General features: G+C 46.7%; 20 protein-coding genes. 16 read left to right on the forward strand and 4 right to left on the reverse strand.

What is annotated here, in order from left to right; all coding sequences use genetic code 11:
• Window positions 1–87: 87 nt before the first annotated feature.
• From ACMX2I_RS05235 to ACMX2I_RS05245, 3 genes are all read left to right on the forward strand, one after another.
• On the forward strand, window positions 88–1,302 hold the full coding sequence (locus tag ACMX2I_RS05235; RefSeq protein WP_148964001.1) for a NupC/NupG family nucleoside CNT transporter: 1,215 nt from the start codon (window positions 88–90) through the stop codon (window positions 1,300–1,302).
• A gap of 121 nt (window positions 1,303–1,423) precedes the next feature.
• A complete protein-coding gene (gene dapF, locus ACMX2I_RS05240; RefSeq protein WP_414956382.1) occupies window positions 1,424–2,278 on the forward strand; it encodes a diaminopimelate epimerase in 855 nt (284 codons plus the stop codon).
• A gap of 78 nt (window positions 2,279–2,356) precedes the next feature.
• Entirely contained in the window at window positions 2,357–2,719 is a 363-nt protein-coding gene (locus tag ACMX2I_RS05245; protein ID WP_087993342.1) for a HesB/IscA family protein, read from the forward strand.
• Between the two features lie 53 nt (window positions 2,720–2,772).
• Here ACMX2I_RS05245 and guaC read toward each other — a convergent pair whose 3' ends face one another.
• On the reverse strand, window positions 2,773–3,753 hold the full coding sequence (gene guaC, locus ACMX2I_RS05250) for a GMP reductase (RefSeq protein ID WP_414956383.1): 981 nt from the start codon (window positions 3,751–3,753) through the stop codon (window positions 2,773–2,775).
• Between the two features lie 277 nt (window positions 3,754–4,030).
• Here guaC and ACMX2I_RS05255 point away from each other — a divergent pair, with 277 nt between their 5' ends.
• Window positions 4,031–4,171 carry a hypothetical protein gene (locus tag ACMX2I_RS05255; protein WP_010329949.1) on the forward strand — a complete coding sequence of 47 codons (141 nt, stop codon included), beginning with the start codon at window positions 4,031–4,033 and terminating at the stop codon, window positions 4,169–4,171.
• A 39-nt stretch (window positions 4,172–4,210) separates the two neighbouring features.
• On the opposite strand, the gene yumC is transcribed toward ACMX2I_RS05255, so the two are convergent.
• A complete protein-coding gene (gene yumC / locus ACMX2I_RS05260) occupies window positions 4,211–5,209 on the reverse strand; it encodes a ferredoxin--NADP reductase 2 (protein ID WP_087993309.1) in 999 nt (332 codons plus the stop codon).
• Window positions 5,210–5,539: 330 nt separating this feature from the next.
• Between yumC and ACMX2I_RS05265 the strand changes: the two genes are divergently transcribed.
• The 4 genes from ACMX2I_RS05265 (at window position 5,540) to spsC (ending at window position 8,208) form a co-directional block, all read left to right on the forward strand.
• Window positions 5,540–6,760: an NAD(P)/FAD-dependent oxidoreductase gene (locus ACMX2I_RS05265; protein ID WP_414956384.1), complete on the forward strand. Its 1,221-nt coding sequence runs from the start codon at window positions 5,540–5,542 to the stop codon at window positions 6,758–6,760.
• A gap of 172 nt (window positions 6,761–6,932) precedes the next feature.
• Window positions 6,933–7,076: a YuiA family protein gene (locus tag ACMX2I_RS05270; protein WP_003243733.1), complete on the forward strand. Its 144-nt coding sequence runs from the start codon at window positions 6,933–6,935 to the stop codon at window positions 7,074–7,076.
• A gap of 52 nt (window positions 7,077–7,128) precedes the next feature.
• Window positions 7,129–7,449 (forward strand): YuiB family protein, encoded by a 321-nt coding sequence (locus ACMX2I_RS05275; protein WP_148963995.1) that lies wholly within the window; start codon window positions 7,129–7,131, stop codon window positions 7,447–7,449.
• Between the two features lie 102 nt (window positions 7,450–7,551).
• A complete protein-coding gene (gene spsC / locus ACMX2I_RS05280; protein ID WP_148963994.1) occupies window positions 7,552–8,208 on the forward strand; it encodes a stationary phase survival protein SpsC in 657 nt (218 codons plus the stop codon).
• Window positions 8,209–8,236: 28 nt separating this feature from the next.
• Here the strand turns inward: spsC and ACMX2I_RS05285 are convergent, their stop codons facing one another.
• Window positions 8,237–8,713, reverse strand: a complete 477-nt coding sequence (locus tag ACMX2I_RS05285) for a divergent PAP2 family protein (protein ID WP_414956385.1) — start codon at window positions 8,711–8,713, stop codon at window positions 8,237–8,239.
• Window positions 8,714–8,870: 157 nt separating this feature from the next.
• Between ACMX2I_RS05285 and ACMX2I_RS05290 the strand changes: the two genes are divergently transcribed.
• On the forward strand, window positions 8,871–10,373 hold the full coding sequence (locus tag ACMX2I_RS05290) for a leucyl aminopeptidase (protein ID WP_087993304.1): 1,503 nt from the start codon (window positions 8,871–8,873) through the stop codon (window positions 10,371–10,373).
• Between the two features lie 145 nt (window positions 10,374–10,518).
• On the forward strand, window positions 10,519–11,847 hold the full coding sequence (locus ACMX2I_RS05295; protein ID WP_087993303.1) for a Na+/H+ antiporter family protein: 1,329 nt from the start codon (window positions 10,519–10,521) through the stop codon (window positions 11,845–11,847).
• Between the two features lie 70 nt (window positions 11,848–11,917).
• Here the strand turns inward: ACMX2I_RS05295 and ACMX2I_RS05300 are convergent, their stop codons facing one another.
• The gene (locus ACMX2I_RS05300; RefSeq protein ID WP_414956386.1) at window positions 11,918–12,520 is read right to left on the reverse strand and encodes a biotin transporter BioY; all 603 of its coding nucleotides are present in this window, start codon (window positions 12,518–12,520) and stop codon (window positions 11,918–11,920) included.
• Window positions 12,521–12,622: 102 nt separating this feature from the next.
• Here ACMX2I_RS05300 and ACMX2I_RS05305 point away from each other — a divergent pair, with 102 nt between their 5' ends.
• The 6 genes from ACMX2I_RS05305 to ACMX2I_RS05330 all read left to right on the forward strand — a co-directional run bounded on the left by ACMX2I_RS05305 (window position 12,623) and on the right by ACMX2I_RS05330 (window position 19,123).
• Window positions 12,623–13,219: a sulfite oxidase-like oxidoreductase gene (locus ACMX2I_RS05305; protein WP_087993301.1), complete on the forward strand. Its 597-nt coding sequence runs from the start codon at window positions 12,623–12,625 to the stop codon at window positions 13,217–13,219.
• A gap of 213 nt (window positions 13,220–13,432) precedes the next feature.
• Window positions 13,433–14,302 (forward strand): ferri-bacillibactin esterase BesA, encoded by an 870-nt coding sequence (besA, locus tag ACMX2I_RS05310; RefSeq protein ID WP_414956387.1) that lies wholly within the window; start codon window positions 13,433–13,435, stop codon window positions 14,300–14,302.
• 198 nt (window positions 14,303–14,500) lie between these two features.
• Window positions 14,501–15,286, forward strand: coding sequence for a 2,3-dihydro-2,3-dihydroxybenzoate dehydrogenase (locus ACMX2I_RS05315; protein ID WP_414956388.1), 786 nt, complete (start codon window positions 14,501–14,503; stop codon window positions 15,284–15,286).
• Between the two features lie 25 nt (window positions 15,287–15,311).
• Window positions 15,312–16,508, forward strand: coding sequence for an isochorismate synthase DhbC (dhbC, locus tag ACMX2I_RS05320; RefSeq protein WP_414956389.1), 1,197 nt, complete (start codon window positions 15,312–15,314; stop codon window positions 16,506–16,508).
• Window positions 16,509–16,536: 28 nt separating this feature from the next.
• Complete coding sequence (locus ACMX2I_RS05325) at window positions 16,537–18,156, forward strand: (2,3-dihydroxybenzoyl)adenylate synthase (protein WP_414956390.1); 1,620 nt, start codon at window positions 16,537–16,539, stop codon at window positions 18,154–18,156.
• 31 nt (window positions 18,157–18,187) lie between these two features.
• Window positions 18,188–19,123, forward strand: a complete 936-nt coding sequence (locus ACMX2I_RS05330) for an isochorismatase family protein (protein WP_414956391.1) — start codon at window positions 18,188–18,190, stop codon at window positions 19,121–19,123.
• Window positions 19,124–19,134: the final 11 nt, after the last annotated feature.

Below are 19,134 nucleotides of genomic sequence, written 5' to 3' on the forward strand. Positions count from 1 at the left end.
CTAAAAAAATGTGTAGACATCAAAAACGATTATTGTTATCGTATAAAAGATTTGTTTTAAATAAATTTTAAGGGTGTAGGTGTATTCATGAGTGTTCTCTGGGGACTGCTGGGCGCAGTTGCGATCATTGCTATCGCGTTTTTATTTTCAGAAAAGAAAAGCAATATTAAAATAAGAACCGTCATCGTTGGTTTATGCATACAGGTGGCGTTTGGATACATCGTGTTAAAATGGGAAGCGGGACGCGCTGTTTTTTTATGGTTTTCAAGCCGTGTACAGCTTCTGATTGATTATGCGAATGAAGGCATCAGCTTTATTTTTGGACCGCTTCTAAAAGTCGGCGACAGTCCGGCATTTGCCTTAAGTGTACTGCCAGTTATCATTTTCTTCTCAGCACTGATTGCAGTTTTATATCACTTGAAAATCATGCAGCTCGTTTTCCGTGTCATCGGGGGCGGATTGTCGAAGCTTCTTGGGACAAGCAAAACGGAATCTCTTGCGGCTTCTGCTAATATTTTTGTGGGACAATCCGAATCTCCATTAGTGATCAGGCCCCTGATTGCCGGTCTGACGCGCTCTGAATTGTTCACGATTATGACGAGCGGTCTATCGGCTGTTGCGGGTTCAACCTTGTTTGGATACGCGCTTCTCGGTATCCCGATTGAATACTTGCTTGCGGCCAGCTTTATGGCTGCTCCGGCTGGCCTTGTCTTTGGTAAATTGATTATACCCGAAACCGAAAAACCGCAAACCGTAAAAAGCGATTTCAAAATGGATGAAGGAGAAGGCGCAGCCAATGTCATTGACGCAGCTGCAAAGGGAGCGTCAACCGGACTGCAAATTGCCTTAAACGTCGGAGCGATGCTTCTTGCGTTCGTTGCATTAATCGCCGTAGTAAACGGTGTCCTTGGCGGAGTATTCGGCTTGTTCGGCTTAAAAGGTGTCACATTAGAATCCATTCTCGGCTATGTGTTTTCTCCAATCGCCTTTTTAATTGGCGTTCCTTGGCATGAAGCGTTGCAGGCAGGAAGCTATATCGGCCAGAAATTGGTGCTGAATGAGTTTGTCGCTTATTCTAACTTCGGTCCGCACATCGGCGAGTTTTCTAAGAAAACCGCTACGATTATCAGCTTCGCGTTATGCGGATTCGCCAATTTTTCATCAATTGCGATTATGCTTGGTACGCTTGGCGGTTTAGCGCCTAGCCGCCGTTCGGATATCGCGCGCCTCGGCCTGAAGGCTGTTCTTGCGGGAACATTAGCCAATCTGCTCAGCGCAGCCATTGCCGGCATGTTTATATAAACGATAAAAGCTCCTTGCGATTTGCAAGGAGCTTTTATGTATGAAAAACGGGGGATAATTATATTGTGTCCGTTTATAATAGCTTTTATACTAAGAAAAAGAAAAAAAGTTGGAGGCACCTATGAATTCATTTCGATTTACCAAAATGCACGGTCTGGGTAACAGCTATATCTATGTGAATCAATTTGAAGAGCAGCTCCCGGAAGAAAAACTGTCTGAGATTGCAATTCAGGTTTCTTCTGTTTATACAGGGATCGGTTCCGACGGAATGATCCTGATATGCCCTTCAGATCAAGCGCCTGTTAAAATGCGGATTTTTAATAATGACGGGTCTGAAGGGAAAAATTGCGGCAATGGTTTGCGCTGCGTCGCAAAATACGCGTATGAGCATAAGCTGGTTGAGGAAACATCTTTTCTGATTGAAACCCTCTCCGGGCTTGTGAGAGCGGAGGTTCAAGTTGAAAATGGGAAAGTGAATGTGGTTACTGTCGATATGGGCGAACCGCGCCTGACAAAAGCCGAGCTTCCGATGCTTGACGGTGGGGAAGAGCACACGATCAATGAAACGATGGCATTTGGTGAAGTTGAACTAACAGGCACTGCCGTTTCAATGGGAAATCCCCATATCGTTTTTCCGATCGCTGACATTGAACAGGCACCTCTGACGACACTGGGACCGGAGATTGAGAAAGATCCGAGATTTCCGGAAGGCGTCAATGTGGAATTCGTCGAAACCGTGAATGATCATGAGCTGCATTTCCGCGTCTGGGAACGGGGATCAGGTGTTACTCAGGCATGTGGGACAGGAGCATGTGCAGCTGCGGTTGCATCTGTGTTAAACGGCGTATCAAAACGAAATCAGGACATCACGGTGCATTTAGCAGGCGGAGATTTGGTGATTAACTGGAAAGATAACGGCCATGTGATGATGACAGGGCCGGCTGAGACCGTTTGCGAGGGTGTCTATTTTTTGTAAAACACCTCGTTTGAGAATTGGACGAATCATGTTTATAATAAAAGACAACATCCGGTTTTTAAAAGGAGGTTCATAATGATGAGCAACCCGGTAACAATTACAGAAGCAGCTGCTTTGCATATAAAAGATATGATGAAAGAGCATGAAGAAGAAAACGCGCTTTTACGAGTAGGCGTAAAAGGCGGCGGCTGCAGCGGCCTTTCATACGGTATGGGCTTTGAACATGAAAAAGGTGAAAAAGACAGTGTATTTGAGGAACATGGCATCACTGTTCTCGTTGACAAGGACAGCCTTGATATCATGAACGGCACGATCATTGATTTTAAACAATCCATGCTTGGCGGCGGTTTCACCATCGACAACCCAAATGCCATCGCCTCATGCGGCTGCGGTTCTTCGTTTAGAACAGCGACGAATGCAGGTAAGCCTGAAGAGTGCTAATAACAGAAAACGCCAAGTCAAGCGGCGAACCGCTGACTTGGCGTTTTTTATTTTTAATACTTATCCCCATTAAAAATCGAATTCTTCACAATCACATAATCCACATTGCGGATCGCATCAAGCTTCGTTCCACCTGCATAAGAAATAGAAGATTGTAGATCCTGTTCCATTTCAATCAGTGTATCCTTGATAGAGCCTTTATGCGCCACGTGCATTTTTTTGCCTTCTACATTTTTCTTTTCGCCTTTTTGGAATTCAGAGGCTGAGCCGAAGTACTCTTTGTAGAGCTCTCCGTCTTTTTCGATCGTTTGGCCTGGTGATTCTTCGTGTCCGGCAAATAGTGAACCGATCATGACCATCGTTGCGCCGAATCTGATTGATTTTGCGATATCGCCATGTGTGCGGATGCCGCCATCTGCGATAATCGGTTTGCTGGCTGCTTTGGCGCACCAGCGCAGCGCCGCTAACTGCCAGCCACCTGTGCCGAAGCCGGTTTTGATTTTCGTAATACATACTTTTCCCGGACCGATGCCGACCTTAGTGGCATCCGCTCCCGCATTTTCAAGCTCTCTGACCGCTTCCGGCGTTCCGACATTGCCGGCAATGACAAAGCTGTCCGGCAAATGTTTTTTGAGATGCTGGATCATTTCGATAACGGCATTTGAATGACCGTGCGCAATGTCAATTGTCACGTAATCGGGAGTCAGGTTTTCTTCTGCCAGCTGGCGGACAAATTCATACTCCTCATCTTTGACGCCCACGCTGATAGAAGAGAATAATCCGCGTGCGTTCATATCTTTCATAAAATCTATTCGTGTTTCAGGTTCAAAGCGGTGCATCACATAAAAGTAGCCATTTTCGGCTAATTGAATGGCCAGCTTTTCATCTATAATCGTCTGCATATTGGCAGGAACGACGGGCAATGTAAATGTACGTCCGCCTAAACGTACGGATGTATCACATTCTGAACGGCTGTTTACAATGCATTTTGCAGGAATTAATTGAATATCTTCGTAATCAAATACATTTTCCATCATTTTCACTCCTAAAAACGAATATTTAAAAGAATAATATATAAATTGTTCGCCTTGTATAATGTACTCTGTTTTATTTAGGATGTCAAACGTTTTATTTGCTTGCAGGTGTGTGCAAGTGCCTAAGCTTGTCATGCACAGAGAGTTTGGGTATGATAGTTTTAACGAATGGTCTTAGAGAGCGGATCAAAAACGCGAATCATATACGTTCAGCAAAGCTTGGTCGTTCAGCACCAGGCTTTCTTTATGACATGAACGTGTGAAAGGAGCGAATCAGATGACTCAAAACGAAGAAAAAACACCGAAGTCGCAAAAGATCCAAGATCGCATTATTATGGCAATGATCTGGATCGTCGCAGCCCTTGTGATTGCGCTGGTTCTTGGAACTGCATTGAATTATATAAATATCTTCAAATAAAAAAAGGAGCTGTGTCACTGACACAAACTCCTTTTTTTATTATTTATTTTCAAAAAGACTTGTTGAGTGAAGAGGCTGTACGCGGGCTTTTGGATCCATGTAAGCCTTGGCGTTGTTCACTGCTGTCGGCGCCTCGCCGAAGCCGCTTGCGATCAGGTTGACTTTTCCTTCGTATGTACAAATGTCACCTGCTGCAAAGAAGCCTTCGATGTTTGTTTCCATCGTTGATTTGACGACAATGGAGTTTTTTTCGATGTCCAGACCCCAGTTTTTGATCGGTCCAAGAGATGACACGAAACCGTAGTTGACGATTAAGTCATCAATTTCTAAAATCTCTTTGCGATCGCCTTTCACTTCTTCAAGCACTAGCTGTTCAATTTTGTCTTCCCCGATCAGCTCCGCAGGGACGAATGGTGTCAGGACATTAACCTTCGACGCATGAAGGTTTTCCACACTGTGCTCGTGCGCGCGGAACTTATCGCGGCGGTGAATGATGGATACTTCTTTTGCGATTGGCTCAAGCATAAGCGCCCAGTCAACCGCTGAATCTCCGCCGCCAAGAATTGCAACTCGTCTGCCGGCGAATTTTTGCAAATCGTCAACGAAGTAGTGAAGGTTTTTGCCTTCATACTGCTCGGCATTTTCAAGTTCCAGCTTTCTCGGTTTGAATGCGCCGTTTCCTGCAGTGATGATCACTGTTTTGGAGTAGTGGATTTCTTCATTAGTCACAAGCTTAAACACGCCGTCCGCTTGTTTTTCAACAGATTCAACCGCTTGCTCCAGACAAATGGTTTGGTCAAATTTCGCCATTTGCTCTTTTAGGTTATTGATAAGTTCTTGTGCGCGGATTTTCGGGAACCCCGCTACATCATATATATACTTTTCAGGGTATAGGGCGCTAAGCTGTCCGCCGAGTTGAGGCAGGCTTTCGATAATTTTGACGCTTGCCTGTCTCATTCCTCCGTAAAAAGCGGTGAATAAGCCGACCGGTCCCCCGCCTATAATGGTAATATCATAAACCGTTGTATCCTCTCGCATACGAAAATGGCCTCCTAAATGAAAATTGTTATTAATTATACCATATTGCCGTTCAAATTGACGAGTCAGCAGAAAAAATCGTAAGTGTATAAAGTGCGCATTCATTCTTGAAAAATTTTCCATAGGCCGATACGATGATAACCAAATGAATTGATCTTTTTCTGAATGTTTCTTGGGCCAGTCGGATAAGTATGATAGTAGTTCTATGCGTAAGGACTTCACAAAAAACTTTTCAATATATTTCATAAAATCCCGCCAATAAGCTGAAGCTAACACAAATGATGATTTTATTATGCGTCTAACAAAAGCAAAAAAGAGAAGGTGGATGTGATGGCATTGAATAAGCCCAAAATCGTGATTTTAGGTGCAGGATATGGCGGATTGATGACGGTAACTAGGCTGACAAAGTTTGTCGGACCGAATGATGCTGATATTACGCTTGTCAATAAACACAATTATCATTATGAAACGACATGGATGCATGAAGCGAGCGCGGGTACGCTCCATCATGACCGCTGCCGTTATCAGATAAAAGATGTAATCAACCAGTCGCGGGTCAATTTTGTACAGGATACCGTAAAAGCAATCAAAATTGATGAGAAAAAAGTTGTGCTTGCGAATGGAGAGCTAAAGTACGATTATGTAGTCATCGGACTCGGCGCGGTGCCCGAGACGTTCGGTATTAAAGGTTTGAAAGAATATGCGTTTCCGATCGCCAACATCAACACGTCGCGCCTGCTGCGGGAACATATTGAGCTGCAGTTTGCGACTTACAATACGGAAGCGGAAAAACGGCCGGACAGGTTAACGATCGTTGTAGGCGGAGCCGGATTTACGGGGATTGAATTTCTCGGCGAGCTGGCGGCCCGCGTGCCGGAGCTCTGCAAGGAGTATGACATTGACAGAAGCCTCGTGCGAATCGTATGTGTGGAAGCCGCGCCGACCGTTTTGCCGGGCTTTGATCCTGAGCTTGTTGATTATGCCGTCCATTATCTTGAGGAAAACGGAGTTGAGTTTAAGATCGGCACCGCTGTGCAAGAATGTACACCGGAAGGAGTCAGAGTCGGGAAAAAAGATGAGGAACCAGAGCAAATCAAATCGCAAACCGTTATATGGGCGGCAGGTGTCCGCGGCCATCCGATTGTAGAGGAAGCCGGTTTTGAAAATATGCGCGGCCGGGTCAAAGTCAATCTTGATCTTCGCGCACCCGGACATGACAATGTCTTTATTCTCGGCGACAGCTCGCTGTTTATGAATGAAGATACAGAGCGCCCGTATCCGCCGACTGCGCAAATTGCGATGCAGCAGGGAATAACGGTTGCTAAAAACCTTGGCAGGCTCATTAAAGGCGGAGATCTTGAGGAATTCAAACCGGACATTAAGGGAACGGTTGCTTCTCTTGGCGAGCATAACGCGGTTGGGGTCGTGTATGGCAGAAAGCTGAAAGGCACGCCGGCTTCGTTTATGAAAAAAGTCATCGATAACCGCTCGCTGTTTTTGATCGGCGGACTTGGACTGACGTTGAAAAAAGGCAAGTTTAAATTTTTCTAAAAACCCGCTTCCGCGGGTTTTCTTTATTAAAAAACGCCAAAATAAAAAGATAATAAGAGGAAAATGAATATGTTTCCGCTTACATGAAAAGATTTGTCACATGATCTAACTTTATTGTTGACAGCCTAATATGTTATATTATCAGAAAATTAAGAAAAAAGGTGATGGTCAGATGAAAACTGCAACGACAACCGCTTCACATGCATGCCCATTTTGCTCAGGGAAAGGGTACTTTCAATTGATTCTCGGCGGTTCAGAGACTTGTCCATCTTGCCAGGGGACAGGAAAAGACAGTCATTCTTTTTCCAGCCGTTGACTTTATTTCAGCCCCCGCGTTACACTAAAAACAACGCAGGGGGTGGAATAGGTTGATTAGTCTGCCAGTCGTCATCATCTCAATTGTTCTGTTTTTTGTTTTGTTTTTTGGAATCGGTTTCTTATTAAACATGCTGCTGAGGATGTCTTGGATTATGGCTGTGATATATCCAATTGTATGCCTTTTCATTATCAGCAAGGAAAAGCTGATCAGCTATATCCAGTCGCCGGGAGAATCATTTGCTGGCCTGTTTCATCGTATCGTGTCATTAGCGGCTGCCGATGTGCTGATTTTAGCCAGCGGTTTGGCTGGCGCCGTCGTATCCGGTATCGCGATCAACATGCTTAGAAAAAGAGGATATCAAATGTTTTAAATGCCGCTTTCTTCCTAAAGAAAGCTTTTTTTGTGCTTTGCTCATTCACCATATTGAATATTGCTCTCTCCAATTGGGAACAATGATTCGGAGGAGAGGTGGATGATGTTGAATATGATCAGACGTTTGCTGATGACCTGTTTATTTCTGCTTGCATTTGGCACGACACTTTTATCAGTGTCAGGAATCGAAGCGAAGGACTTGTCGAAATGGGTGCAGGAACATCAAGAAAAGCACTTGAAGCATGCAGGACTGACATTAAAAGCATTGCAGCAGAAAAAAACACAAACCATGTCCGCGGACAAGGATAAAACAAAACCGTTAGAAGAAGCTTTTGATTGGAACGAGTATCCGGTCCAAAAAGTAACAGCAACAGGCTACACGGCAGGAGCTGAATCGACGGGAAAAAAGCCCGGTGACCCATTATACGGGCTTACATATTCAGGTGTGAAAGTAAAACGGGATTTATACTCCACGGTTGCCGCAGATCCGTCCGTTTTCCCGATCGGCACGATTTTATTCATTCCGAACTACGGTCTTGGAGTTGTGGCAGACACAGGATCGGCTATTAAGGGAAACCGCCTTGATTTGTACTTTGAAACCGTCAAAGATGTGTACAATGAATGGGGCAAAAAAACCCTTGATGTATATGTGATTAAAAAAGGAACGGGAAAGGTCACCGAGGATGAGCTTGATAAGCTCAATGAAACGAAATCTTTGCAAGTGTTCAGAAATCAATATAAAACAGTGAAAGAATAAAACGCTCCAGCCACGGCTGGAGCGCTTTTTACATGAATAAGTAAGCGAGTATCAATGTTAGTAAGATACCTGTTAAACCTCCGAAAAAAACCTCGATCGGCTGGTGTCCGAGAAGTTCCTTCAGCTTTTTTTGCTTTTCTTTTTCTTTGGCTTTCGGGAAGTCCTTTGCTTCACTCACGAAGCGGTTAAAATCAATGACAAGCTTATTGATGACTGTTGCCTGCTCACCGGCATGCCGTCTGACGCCAGTTGCGTCAAACATGGTAATGACGGCGAAAATAGCGGAAACTGCAAATAGAGAGGAGCTTAGTCCATGCTCCAAGGCTACAGCTGTAGAAAGCGCGGTAACCGCTGCGGAGTGGGAGCTCGGCATGCCGCCTGTGCTTGTTACCAGCGTCCAGTCCAGTTTTCTGGATGCGATAAACTGTATGGGCACTTTGATGACCTGAGCAAAAACAATCGCGGCCAGGCTTGATAATAAAGGGAAATTTGTTAAAAGTTCCATTGGCGACATCCTTTCTATTTGAAAAAATCCTTCGTGTTTCAAAAGAAAAAAACAAGTCTTAGACTGTTGTTTGATAAAATAAGTGTAATGGAAAGAATGTTTTTCCTATTATACCATTGTTCATAACAAATACCCATTACGTTAGGAGTGTAAGCATATGTTTTATGCGATTCAGCAATTAGAGCATACGGAAACCCTTGTGGTTGGACTTTTTCAAAAAAGCCAGCTGTCAGGCAAAGCGCTGGAAATGGATGAAATGCTGGAAGGGCATCTGACACAGCTTTTGAAAGATGGTGATGTCTCTTCGAAACCAAATCAAGTATCAAAAGTATTCCCTCCATCCTCTGCGGGTATGAAACGAATTTATTTCGTTGGTCTGGGGAGAGAAGCCAATTATTCGTTTGAACAGGCGAAGGAATGTTTTGCCCATGTTTTTCAAGCGATTCATAAAGACCGGAAACAAGAAGCGGCTGTCCTGCTTGACACGTTTATTTCGGAAGACGTGCCTGCAGCCGATGCCGCGCATGCTTTAGCTGAGAGCTGCCTGCTTGCATCCTATGAGGTGCAGGATTATAAGCACAAATCAAATGAGCCGGACAAACAAATCGAAGCCGTGTACGCCGTCACAGATGAAGACACACAAGAAGTGCAGGCGGGACTTCGCGTCGGCCAGGCATACGGGCAAGGGGCAAATTCGGCTAGAACGCTAGTGAATATGCCGGGAAACATGCTGACAGCGACTGACCTCGCTTCTTATGCAGAAGAGCTTGCGGCGAAATATGATTTTGAGTGTGAGATATTGGAGAAATCAGAGATGGAAGAGCTCGGTATGGGCGGAATACTTGCTGTAAACCAAGGCTCGGCCGAACCCCCGAAAATGCTTGTTTTGAAGTATCAGGGCAAAAAGGAATGGGAAGATGTCGTCGGACTTGTCGGAAAAGGGATTACCTTTGACACAGGCGGCTACTCCATTAAAACGAAATCTGGAATTGTCGGCATGAAATCTGATATGGGAGGAGCAGCTGCGGTTCTTGGCGCAATGGAAACGATCGGAGAGCTTCGTCCCGAGCAAAACGTGCTGGCTGTCATTCCGTCAACCGATAACATGATCTCCGGAGGGGCGATGAAGCCCGATGATGTGATCGTATCATTAAGCGGAAAAACCATTGAAATCCTCAATACGGATGCTGAAGGAAGGCTTGTGCTTGCAGATGGCATTACATATGCGAAACAGCATGGGGCATCAGTTCTTGTGGATGTAGCTACGTTAACCGGCGGAGTTGTTGTGGCATTAGGGACAGAAACGACAGGAGCTATGACAAATGATCACAGCTTTTATCAGCAGGTAGCTGATGCTGCGGAAGAATGCGGAGAGGCGATCTGGCAGCTGCCGATAACAGAGAAGGATAAAAAACGTGTGAAAAGCAGCCAAATGGCGGATCTCAGCAATTCGCCGGGACGCGAAGGACATGCGATTATGGCAGGAACGTTTCTTGGTGAATTTGCCGAAGCAACGCCTTGGGTGCATCTTGATATTGCGGGCACGGCGACTTCAAATAAAGCAACCTGCTTCGGGCCGTCCGGGGCTACCGGCGTTATGGCCAGAACACTTGCCACACTGGCGGAGCGATTTACATTGGAAGAAGATAAAAGCGAATAATGATGGACCCCTGCTGCGGAATGCAGCGGGGATTTTTTCTTCCAAAATCTTTAGTTGACTAAAGTGTAGCGATTATGATACGATACGTTCGTACTTTATTTATCTACTACATTAGCAAACTAAAGGATTTTTTTGGAGGGTTATCATGAATGCAGTCGTCATCGCAGTGCTGCTTATGCTTGTTTTAAGCCTGCTGCGTGTCAATATCGTTATCGCATTAATCATAGGGGCCCTTGCCGGCGGGTTAACAGGCGGGCTCGGGCTTGGAGAAACGGTTAAAGCTTTTACAGACGGGCTCGGAGGAAATGCCACCGTTGCAGTCAGCTACGCCATGCTTGGCGCGTTTGCTGCGGCTTTAACGAAAACAGGTCTTCCGGACGCAATGGTGGAAGCCTCCGTTAAATTGATCGGAAATAAAGAAGACACCCGCAAAAAAGCACTGTCCAAAGTGCTGATTGTTCTGATTATTTTAATCATATCTTGCTTTTCGCAAAACGTGGTTCCGGTTCACATCGCATTTATCCCGGTGCTGATTCCGCCGCTTTTGAAAATCTTTAATGAACTTGAAATGGACCGCCGTCTGATTGCGTGTGTGATTACATTCGGTTTAACGGCGCCTTATATCTTAGTGCCGGTCGGTTTCGGCCAAATCTTCCAAGGCATGCTCAAGGATAATGCAGAAGCTGCCGGATTAAACGTATCTCTCGGTGATATTCCTTACGCTTTAATGATCCCGGTTGCGGGTATGGTTGTAGGTTTGATTATCTCAATCATCGTCTTCCGTAAACCGAAAACATACGAAACAAAAGAAATATCTAGTACGAATGCTTCTCCATATACAAAAAAAAGCCTGGCCATCGCGGTTCTTGCCATCGCAGTGTCACTCGGCGTTCAGCTCTATTTATCTCAGACTTTGGGAGTAGAAGGGATGATTATGGGGGCGCTGGCAGGTCTGATCATTCTGTTTGTCAGCGGTGTGATGAAGCGTGATGAAGCGGACTCACTGATTACTGACGGAATGGTTTTAATGGCTTTTATCGGTTTTGTCATGCTCGTTGCAGCCGGGTTTTCAAATGTATTGACGAAAACCGGAGATGTAGAGTCACTGGTTAAAACAGCAGCTGGCATTATGGGGAACAGCCAGTTAGTGGGCGCATTGCTGATGCTGATTGTCGGTTTGTTTATTACTATGGGAATCGGTTCTTCTTTTGCGACGATTCCAGTTATCACAACGATCTTTGTGCCTCTTTGCATGCAGCTCGGCTTCAGCCCGATGGCAACGGTTGCGATTATCGGAACGGCTGCTGCGCTCGGTGATGCCGGATCACCTGCCAGCGACAGTACACTTGGACCGACTTCAGGTTTGAGTGCGGACGGCCAGCATCACCACATTTGGGACACTTGTGTGCCGACATTTTTATTTTATAATATTCCGCTTATCATCTTCGGCTGGATTGCGGCGATTGTTTTATAGGAAAAAGGCTCTCCTTTACTGGGGAGCCTTTTCTCGTTATGATAAAAAAACCGTCCAAGAGAATGATTTTTTATGTGGACGATATGTGATTTCTATTAAAGCCGGTTGCTTTTTGAATAGAGCGGTAGATCGCAGGTGCGATAAACGCCAGCACCACAGCCAGCGCCGTGTCTTTGACCATAAACCAAGTCATAAAGCCCCAAGCCGTGCCGTAGCTCACTGGCGTATGAATCCACAGCTTCAGCGCAAGATACATATAGGTAGTCCCGATGATATACATGATGGCGGTTCCGATAAGAGAAGCCATCAAAAATCGGATGTTGCTCGGCTGTATTTTGCGTTCTAAAAACCATCCAGCTGCATACGCCGCTGGGATGTATGAGAGAATAAATCCGCCGCTTTTTCCGGCAAACGGTGCGAAGCCCGCTGAAAATTGAGCAAACACAGGCGCTCCGGCCAATCCGACAAGCGCATATACAATCATGGCAATCCCTGCTCGTTTGCTGCCGAGCAACAAACCCGCCAAAATACAGAAGAATGGCTGCATTGAAAGCGGAATGCCGGCTACTTGTAAAAAGGGTGCCACTGATGTAATGTTGGCGCCGACAGTCATAAGTGCGGCGAACATGCCGATCAGCGCCATATCTCCGGCACGAAGTTTTTGTTGTTTCATTGTTGTTCCCCCTTAGGTTGACATACACAATCATAGAGTAATAAAGAACGGATATATTGTCAACATAAATTGAAATAAGGTTAACAAAAAGGAGGGCTCTATATGTATTTCGGAAAAACAAAACAGACTGACCAATCTGGGAGAGTGCCGCCAAATCAAAACGTCACAACCTCATTTCCTGTGCTTCATACTGGAAATGTCCCATATTACGAAGATATGACCAAATGGAATCTGCAAGTATATGGATTGGTTGACCAGCCGATGCTGTTGAGTTTCGAAGATGTTAAGGCCTTTTCTCAGTACGAATCGAAAAATGACATTCACTGCGTCACTGGCTGGTCAAGGCTTGATAATGTGTGGCAAGGCGTGCGGGCTCGCGATATAGCGGAAAAAGCGGGTGTAAAAGAAGAAGCGGGCTACGTCATTTTACATGCGGAAGAGGGCTGGACGACCAATCTCCCGCTTGATGATTTCATGGCTGAAACATCGCTCCTGGCTTATGCGCATAATGGCGAGCCTTTAACGCCTGAACACGGCTTCCCGCTGCGGGGCGTATTTCCGCATCTGTATTTTTGGAAAAGCGCCAAGTGGCTGCGCGGCATCCAATTTACGAAAGAGAATCACCCTGGCTTTTGGGAGCAGAACGGCTATCACATGAGAGGCGATCCTTGGCAAAATCAAAGATTTACATGGGATTAAGGTTCTATTTTAGGTAGGACAATCTGCATCTTTATCCGGTTTTTATTTCCATATAAATAGCCTTTAGGTACCTTATTTGATGAAGGTGCCTTTTTTAATTGGAAAAAAGTTGACTTTCTTTGGAAGAAAACCTATTATTTGAGTTGTCTAGTTGATAGTGAAAATCATTATCATATATTGCGATTTAGTTTAAGGAGAGGAATGTCGTACTGCATGAATGAGAAAACAACAGACAGAGTGAAAGGCGGGACGCAAAACGCATTTACCATTCCTGGGACGGAAGTGCGTATGATATCTTCACGCAATGAAAACCGTGCCTACCAAATTTTCATTTCGAAACCGAGTACCCCGCCGCCGCCCGCTGGTTATCCGGTTATTTATCTGCTGGATGCCAATTCTGTCTTTGGAACGATGGCGGAAGCTGTTCGAATACAGGGGCGCCGTCCTGAAAAAACCGGAGTGATCCCTGCTGTGATCGTCGGCATTGGTTATGAGACAGCAGAACCGTTCTCCTCAGCGCGTCACCGGGATTTTACAATGCCGACGGCTCAATCGAAGCTGCCGGAAAGACCCGACGGCAAAGAATGGCCGGAGCATGGCGGGGCAGAGGGCTTTTTCAGATTTATTGAGGAGGATCTAAAACCGGAGATAGAACGAGATTACCAGATTGACAGAAACAGACAAACGATCTTTGGCCACTCGCTTGGCGGTCTGTTCGTGCTGCAGGTGCTGTTAACAGCGCCGGATGCGTTTCATACGTATGTCGCGGGAAGTCCGTCTATTCATTGGAATAAGCCATTTATTCTCGAGAAAACGGGCCATTTCGCCTCCCGCTTCAAGAAAAACAATCGGCCTATCAATATCCTGCTTGCTGCAGGTGAATTGGAGCAGCATCATAAAAGCCGGATAAATGATAATGCGAGGGAGCTTTACGAACGGCTGGCCGCTTTATCTGAACAAGGCATGCGGGCAGAATTTTGCGAGTTTTCAGGAGAAGGGCATATTTCAGTTCTTCCTGTTTTGGTCAGCAGGGCGCTGCGTTTTGCGCTTCACCCTGACGGACCGCATATGTCAATGGGCTGAGACATTCTCAGCCTCGCTTCTATATATAAAATATTCGTCATTGAAATTATATTTGACTGTCACATGACAATTGGATATGATTATTTTTATAATTGATAATGATAATCATTATCACTAAATTGTGCTTTTCTTTTCAAGGCGCAGCAGTTTTTTTCGCTGGATGTCCGTCCGGCATAAGCGAAGAAAGGAATTGATGACATGAATGCAAAGGGTATAGAGGGCAAAATTGCTTTGATAACAGGAGCTGCCCAAGGGATAGGTGAAGCTGTTGCTAGGACGCTTGCCAGTCAAGGCGCACACATTGCGGCAGTTGATTATCATCCTGAAAAGCTGCAAAAGGTTGTGGACAGTCTCAAAACAGATGGCTGCCATGCGGAAGACTTTCCCGCGGATGTGAGAGACAGCGCGGCGATTGACGACATCACGGCCCGCATCGAACGTGAAATGGGGCCGATCGATATTTTGGTGAATGTAGCGGGTGTCCTTCGCCCGGGGCTAATCCATACACTTAGTGATGAGGAATGGGAGGCCACGTTCTCAGTGAATTCGACCGGCGTGTTTAACGTCTCGCGTTCAGTCAGCAAATATATGATGGACCGGAGATCGGGTTCGATTGTAACGGTCGGATCGAATGCTGCCGGTGTGCCGAGGACATCAATGGCGGCATATGCCTCTTCAAAGGCTGCTGCTGTGATGTTTACGAAATGTCTTGGCCTTGAGCTTGCAGAATATCATATCCGATGCAATATTGTATCTCCCGGATCAACCGAAACAGACATGCAGTGGTCATTATGGGCCGATGAAAATGGAGCTGAGCAAGTCATAAAAGGATCACTTGAGACATTTAAGACGGGAATCCCGCTCAAAAAAATGGCTCAGCCTTCGGATATTGCGGATGCCGTGCTCTTTTTGGTTTCTGACCAGTCGGGGCATATTACGATGCATAATTTATGTGTAGATGGCGGCGCGACCTTAGGCGTATAACTCATTTTAAAGGAGGTTCATGAGAATGTTGGAACAAAACGTTGTACCAGGAACAAAAGCGGAGCAGTTGCTTCATGAGTATCAGCCGGGTGCTTTTTTCTTAGCTTCTCCCCATCGCGTGCTGTTAGCGAAAGGCATTAGTGAAATCGTACCGGAGGCAGAAGGGCACAACCAAATAGAAACCCTTTCCGGCCGTATTGCAGAGACCCTGCGTCAAGCAAAGCAGTCGGGGCAAAGCCGTCCGCTTGTTGTCGGAGCCGTTCCTTTTGATCATGTAAAAGCAGCGCGGCTTGTTGTTCCTGAAGAAGTGTGCTGGTCTGGACCGCTTCAATTTGATTATGCGGAGAAGGAGCAGCAGCCTGAGCATACATACCACATAGAGCCTGTTCCTGCACCGGAAGGGTATAAAAATGGTGTCGAACAAGGACTGGCGCGCATTGCCGATGGGACACTCAGCAAGATTGTCCTGTCCAGATCGCTGCATTTGACATCGTCTGAACCGATTCAGACGGATGAACTGCTTAGACATCTGGCGCAGCATAATACGCATGGCTACACGTTTGCCGCAGACGTGTCCAGACAAGCGGAAGCGTCGTCGAGCCGAACTTTGCTCGGTGCAAGTCCGGAGCTTCTCGTTTCAAGAAGGGGAACTCAGGTCGTTTCCAATCCATTAGCCGGCTCAAGGCCTCGCAGTGATGATCCGGCTGAAGACCAGCGCCGGGCTGCCGAATTGCTTTCGTCCGCTAAGGATCTCCATGAGCATGCGGTTGTGGCTGACGCGGTTGCGGCAGCGCTCCGGCCTTTCTGCCGGACGCTGGATGTTCCGGAGAAACCTTCACTGATCAAAACGGAGACGATGTGGCATTTGTCCAGCGTGATTAAGGGAGAGCTGTCCGATCCGTCGGTGACCGCACTGGAATTGGCAGCGGCGCTCCACCCGACGCCGGCCGTCTGCGGAACACCGACTGATCTTGCAAGAGAAGCGATTCTCAGCATTGAACCGTTTGACCGCGGTTTCTTTACCGGCATGGTCGGCTGGTGTGATGACGCGGGTGACGGAGAATGGATCGTTACGATTCGTTGCGCAGAGGCAGAAGAACGCTCACTTCGACTGTATGCAGGAGCAGGTGTTGTTGCCGGCTCAAAACCAGAGGACGAGCTTCAGGAGACATCCGCGAAGTTTCAGACAATGCTGCGGGCAATGGGCGTGAATCATATATGATCAGAATGAATTGCTGGAGGGATACAACATGCTGAATGGATTTACTCCTTGGCCTGATGGGGTAGCTGAGACATATCGGAAGAACGGCTGCTGGGCCGGCGAGACGTTTGGAGATATGTTAAGGGGCAGGGCTGCCAAACATGGTGATCGCATCGCCATTACATGCGGAAACACCCATTGGAGCTATCAAGAGCTTGACATAAGGGTTGATCGTCTGGCTGCCGGATTTCAAAAGCTCGGCATTCAACAGATGGATCGTGTCGTAGTACAGCTCCCGAATATCGCAGAGTTTTTTGAGGTCATTTTCGCGCTCTTCCGTTTGGGGGCGCTCCCAGTCTTTGCACTGCCTTCTCATCGAAGCAGTGAAATTACATATTTTTGCGAGTTTGCTGAAGCGGCTGCTTACATCATTCCAGACTCTTATTCCGGTTTTGACTACCGTTCACTTGCCAGACAGGTTCAAAGCAAGCTGCCGTCTTTGAAACACGTCATTGTCGCAGGTGAAGCAGAGGAATTTTTGCCGCTGGAGGATTTGCATACAGAACCTGTGAAACTGCCTGAAGTCAGCTCTTCGGATGTGGCGTTCCTTCAGCTTTCTGGAGGAAGCACCGGCTTATCAAAACTGATCCCGCGGACTCACGATGACTACATATACAGTCTGCGGCGGAGTGCAGAGGTCTGCTGGCTCGATCACAGTACGGTATACTTGGCAGCATTGCCGATGGCGCACAATTACCCGCTGAGCTCTCCCGGGGTTCTCGGCGTGTTGTATGCCGGAGGAAGAGTGGTATTATCTCCTTCTCCAAGTCCTGATGACGCGTTTCCTTTGATTGAACGGGAACAAGTCACGATTACCGCTCTTGTTCCGCCCCTTGCAATGGTATGGATGGATGCCGCATCTTCACGCGATGACGATTTATCCAGCCTTCAAGTGCTGCAGGTCGGCGGCGCCAAGTTCAGTGCTGAAGCTGCGCGCAAGGTTAAAGCTGTTTTCGGTTGCACGCTGCAGCAGGTGTTCGGAATGGCAGAGGGTCTCGTCAATTATACGAGACTGGATGACCCTGAGGAAGTCATTGTCAACACCCAGGGAAAACCGATGTCCCCATATGACGAAGTGCGTGTTTGGGATGATCAGGATCGTGACGTGAAACCTGGTGAAACAGGGCATCTGCTGACGCGGGGGCCGTATACGATTCGGGGTTACTATAAGGCAGATGAGCATAATGCCGCTTCTTTTACTGAGGACGGTTTTTACCGCACGGGTGATATCGTCAGGCTGACAGCAGACGGCTATATTGTCGTTGAAGGCAGAGCGAAGGATCAAATTAACCGAGGGGGAGAAAAAGTGGCGGCTGAAGAAGTTGAAAATCATCTTCTGGCACATCCGGCTGTCCATGATGCCGCAATGGTCTCAATGCCTGACCAATTTCTTGGCGAAAGATCTTGTGTGTTCATTATTCCCCGGGATGAAGGGCTGAAAGCCGCAGAGCTTAAAGCCTTTTTGAGAGAGCGCGGACTGGCTGCATACAAAATCCCCGACCGCATTGAATTTGTCGAATCCTTCCCGCAGACAGGGGTAGGAAAAGTCAGCAAAAAAGCGCTTCGTGAAGCCATTGCCGAGAAGCTTCTTGCAGGTTCAAAAAAATAAAACAAACAACAAGTTGAGAGGAAGTGTTCAAATGGCTATACCTGCCATTCAGCCGTATCAAATGCCGACAGCGTCTGATATGCCGAAAAATAAAGTTTCATGGGTGCCTGATCCCAATCGGGCAGTTTTGTTAATACACGATATGCAAAACTATTTTGTCGATGCTTTCACAGCGGGAGCGTCTCCGGTAACAGAGCTTTCAGCGAATATACGCAAGTTGAAGGACCAATGTGCCCAGCTGAGGATTCCTGTTGTCTATACTGCGCAGCCGGGAAGCCAAAATCCGGCTGATCGGGCGCTGCTGACAGACTTTTGGGGTCCGGGATTAAACAGCGGCCCTTATGAGGAGAAAATTGTAAACGAGCTGTCACCGGATGATGATGATATCGTGCTGACAAAATGGAGATACAGCGCGTTTAAGAGAACGAATCTGCTTGAGATTATGAGAAAAGAGGGGCGCGATCAGCTGATCATTTCTGGGATTTACGCCCATATTGGCTGTCTCGTTACAGCATGTGAAGCATTTATGGAGGATATCGAAGCATTTTTTGTGGGAGATGCAGTTGCTGATTTTTCATTAGAAAAACATCAAATGGCGCTGGACTATGCGGCTGGGCGCTGCGCGTTTACCGTGATGACCGACAGTCTTCTCGATCAGCTGAAGAATGCGCCTGAACCTGCTCAGAAAACGTCAGTGACAACTGGCAAAGCAGTGTTTACATGTGAGAATATCCGTAAACAAATCGCTGAGCTTCTTCAAGAAACACCTGAAGATATTGCAGATCAAGAGGATTTGCTCGACCGTGGGCTTGATTCGGTAAGGATCATGACATTAGTAGAACAATGGCGCCGCGAAGGAGCCGAGGTGACATTCGTGGAACTGGCTGAACGCCCGACGATCGAAGAATGGCAAAAATTGCTCACAACCCGCAGCCAGCAAGTGCTGCCAAACGCGGATTATTTATAAAGGGAGGGTAA

The sequence above is a fragment of the Bacillus sp. SW14 genome (assembly GCF_047608225.1).
Taxonomy (GTDB): Bacteria; Bacillota; Bacilli; order Bacillales; family Bacillaceae; genus Bacillus; species Bacillus subtilis_G.

Excerpts from the sequence above, each read along its gene's own strand:
- dapF (WP_414956382.1), top strand. The coding sequence starts at position 1,424 with ATGAATTCATTTCGATTTACCAAAATGCACGGTCTGGGTAACAGCTAT.
- ACMX2I_RS05265 (WP_414956384.1), top strand. The coding sequence starts at position 5,540 with ATGGCATTGAATAAGCCCAAAATCGTGATTTTAGGTGCAGGATATGGC.
- ACMX2I_RS05270 (WP_003243733.1), top strand. The coding sequence starts at position 6,933 with ATGAAAACTGCAACGACAACCGCTTCACATGCATGCCCATTTTGCTCA.
- ACMX2I_RS05290 (WP_087993304.1), top strand. The coding sequence starts at position 8,871 with ATGTTTTATGCGATTCAGCAATTAGAGCATACGGAAACCCTTGTGGTT.
- ACMX2I_RS05285 (WP_414956385.1), bottom strand. The coding sequence starts at position 8,713 with ATGGAACTTTTAACAAATTTCCCTTTATTATCAAGCCTGGCCGCGATT.
- ACMX2I_RS05235 (WP_148964001.1), top strand. The coding sequence starts at position 88 with ATGAGTGTTCTCTGGGGACTGCTGGGCGCAGTTGCGATCATTGCTATC.
- ACMX2I_RS05330 (WP_414956391.1), top strand. The coding sequence starts at position 18,188 with ATGGCTATACCTGCCATTCAGCCGTATCAAATGCCGACAGCGTCTGAT.
- ACMX2I_RS05300 (WP_414956386.1), bottom strand. The coding sequence starts at position 12,520 with ATGAAACAACAAAAACTTCGTGCCGGAGATATGGCGCTGATCGGCATG.
- spsC (WP_148963994.1), top strand. The coding sequence starts at position 7,552 with ATGATGTTGAATATGATCAGACGTTTGCTGATGACCTGTTTATTTCTG.
- guaC (WP_414956383.1), bottom strand. The coding sequence starts at position 3,753 with ATGGAAAATGTATTTGATTACGAAGATATTCAATTAATTCCTGCAAAA.
- ACMX2I_RS05315 (WP_414956388.1), top strand. The coding sequence starts at position 14,501 with ATGAATGCAAAGGGTATAGAGGGCAAAATTGCTTTGATAACAGGAGCT.
- ACMX2I_RS05305 (WP_087993301.1), top strand. The coding sequence starts at position 12,623 with ATGTATTTCGGAAAAACAAAACAGACTGACCAATCTGGGAGAGTGCCG.
- ACMX2I_RS05325 (WP_414956390.1), top strand. The coding sequence starts at position 16,537 with ATGCTGAATGGATTTACTCCTTGGCCTGATGGGGTAGCTGAGACATAT.
- yumC (WP_087993309.1), bottom strand. The coding sequence starts at position 5,209 with ATGCGAGAGGATACAACGGTTTATGATATTACCATTATAGGCGGGGGA.
- ACMX2I_RS05295 (WP_087993303.1), top strand. The coding sequence starts at position 10,519 with ATGAATGCAGTCGTCATCGCAGTGCTGCTTATGCTTGTTTTAAGCCTG.
- besA (WP_414956387.1), top strand. The coding sequence starts at position 13,433 with ATGAATGAGAAAACAACAGACAGAGTGAAAGGCGGGACGCAAAACGCA.
- ACMX2I_RS05255 (WP_010329949.1), top strand. The coding sequence starts at position 4,031 with ATGACTCAAAACGAAGAAAAAACACCGAAGTCGCAAAAGATCCAAGAT.
- dhbC (WP_414956389.1), top strand. The coding sequence starts at position 15,312 with ATGTTGGAACAAAACGTTGTACCAGGAACAAAAGCGGAGCAGTTGCTT.
- ACMX2I_RS05245 (WP_087993342.1), top strand. The coding sequence starts at position 2,357 with ATGAGCAACCCGGTAACAATTACAGAAGCAGCTGCTTTGCATATAAAA.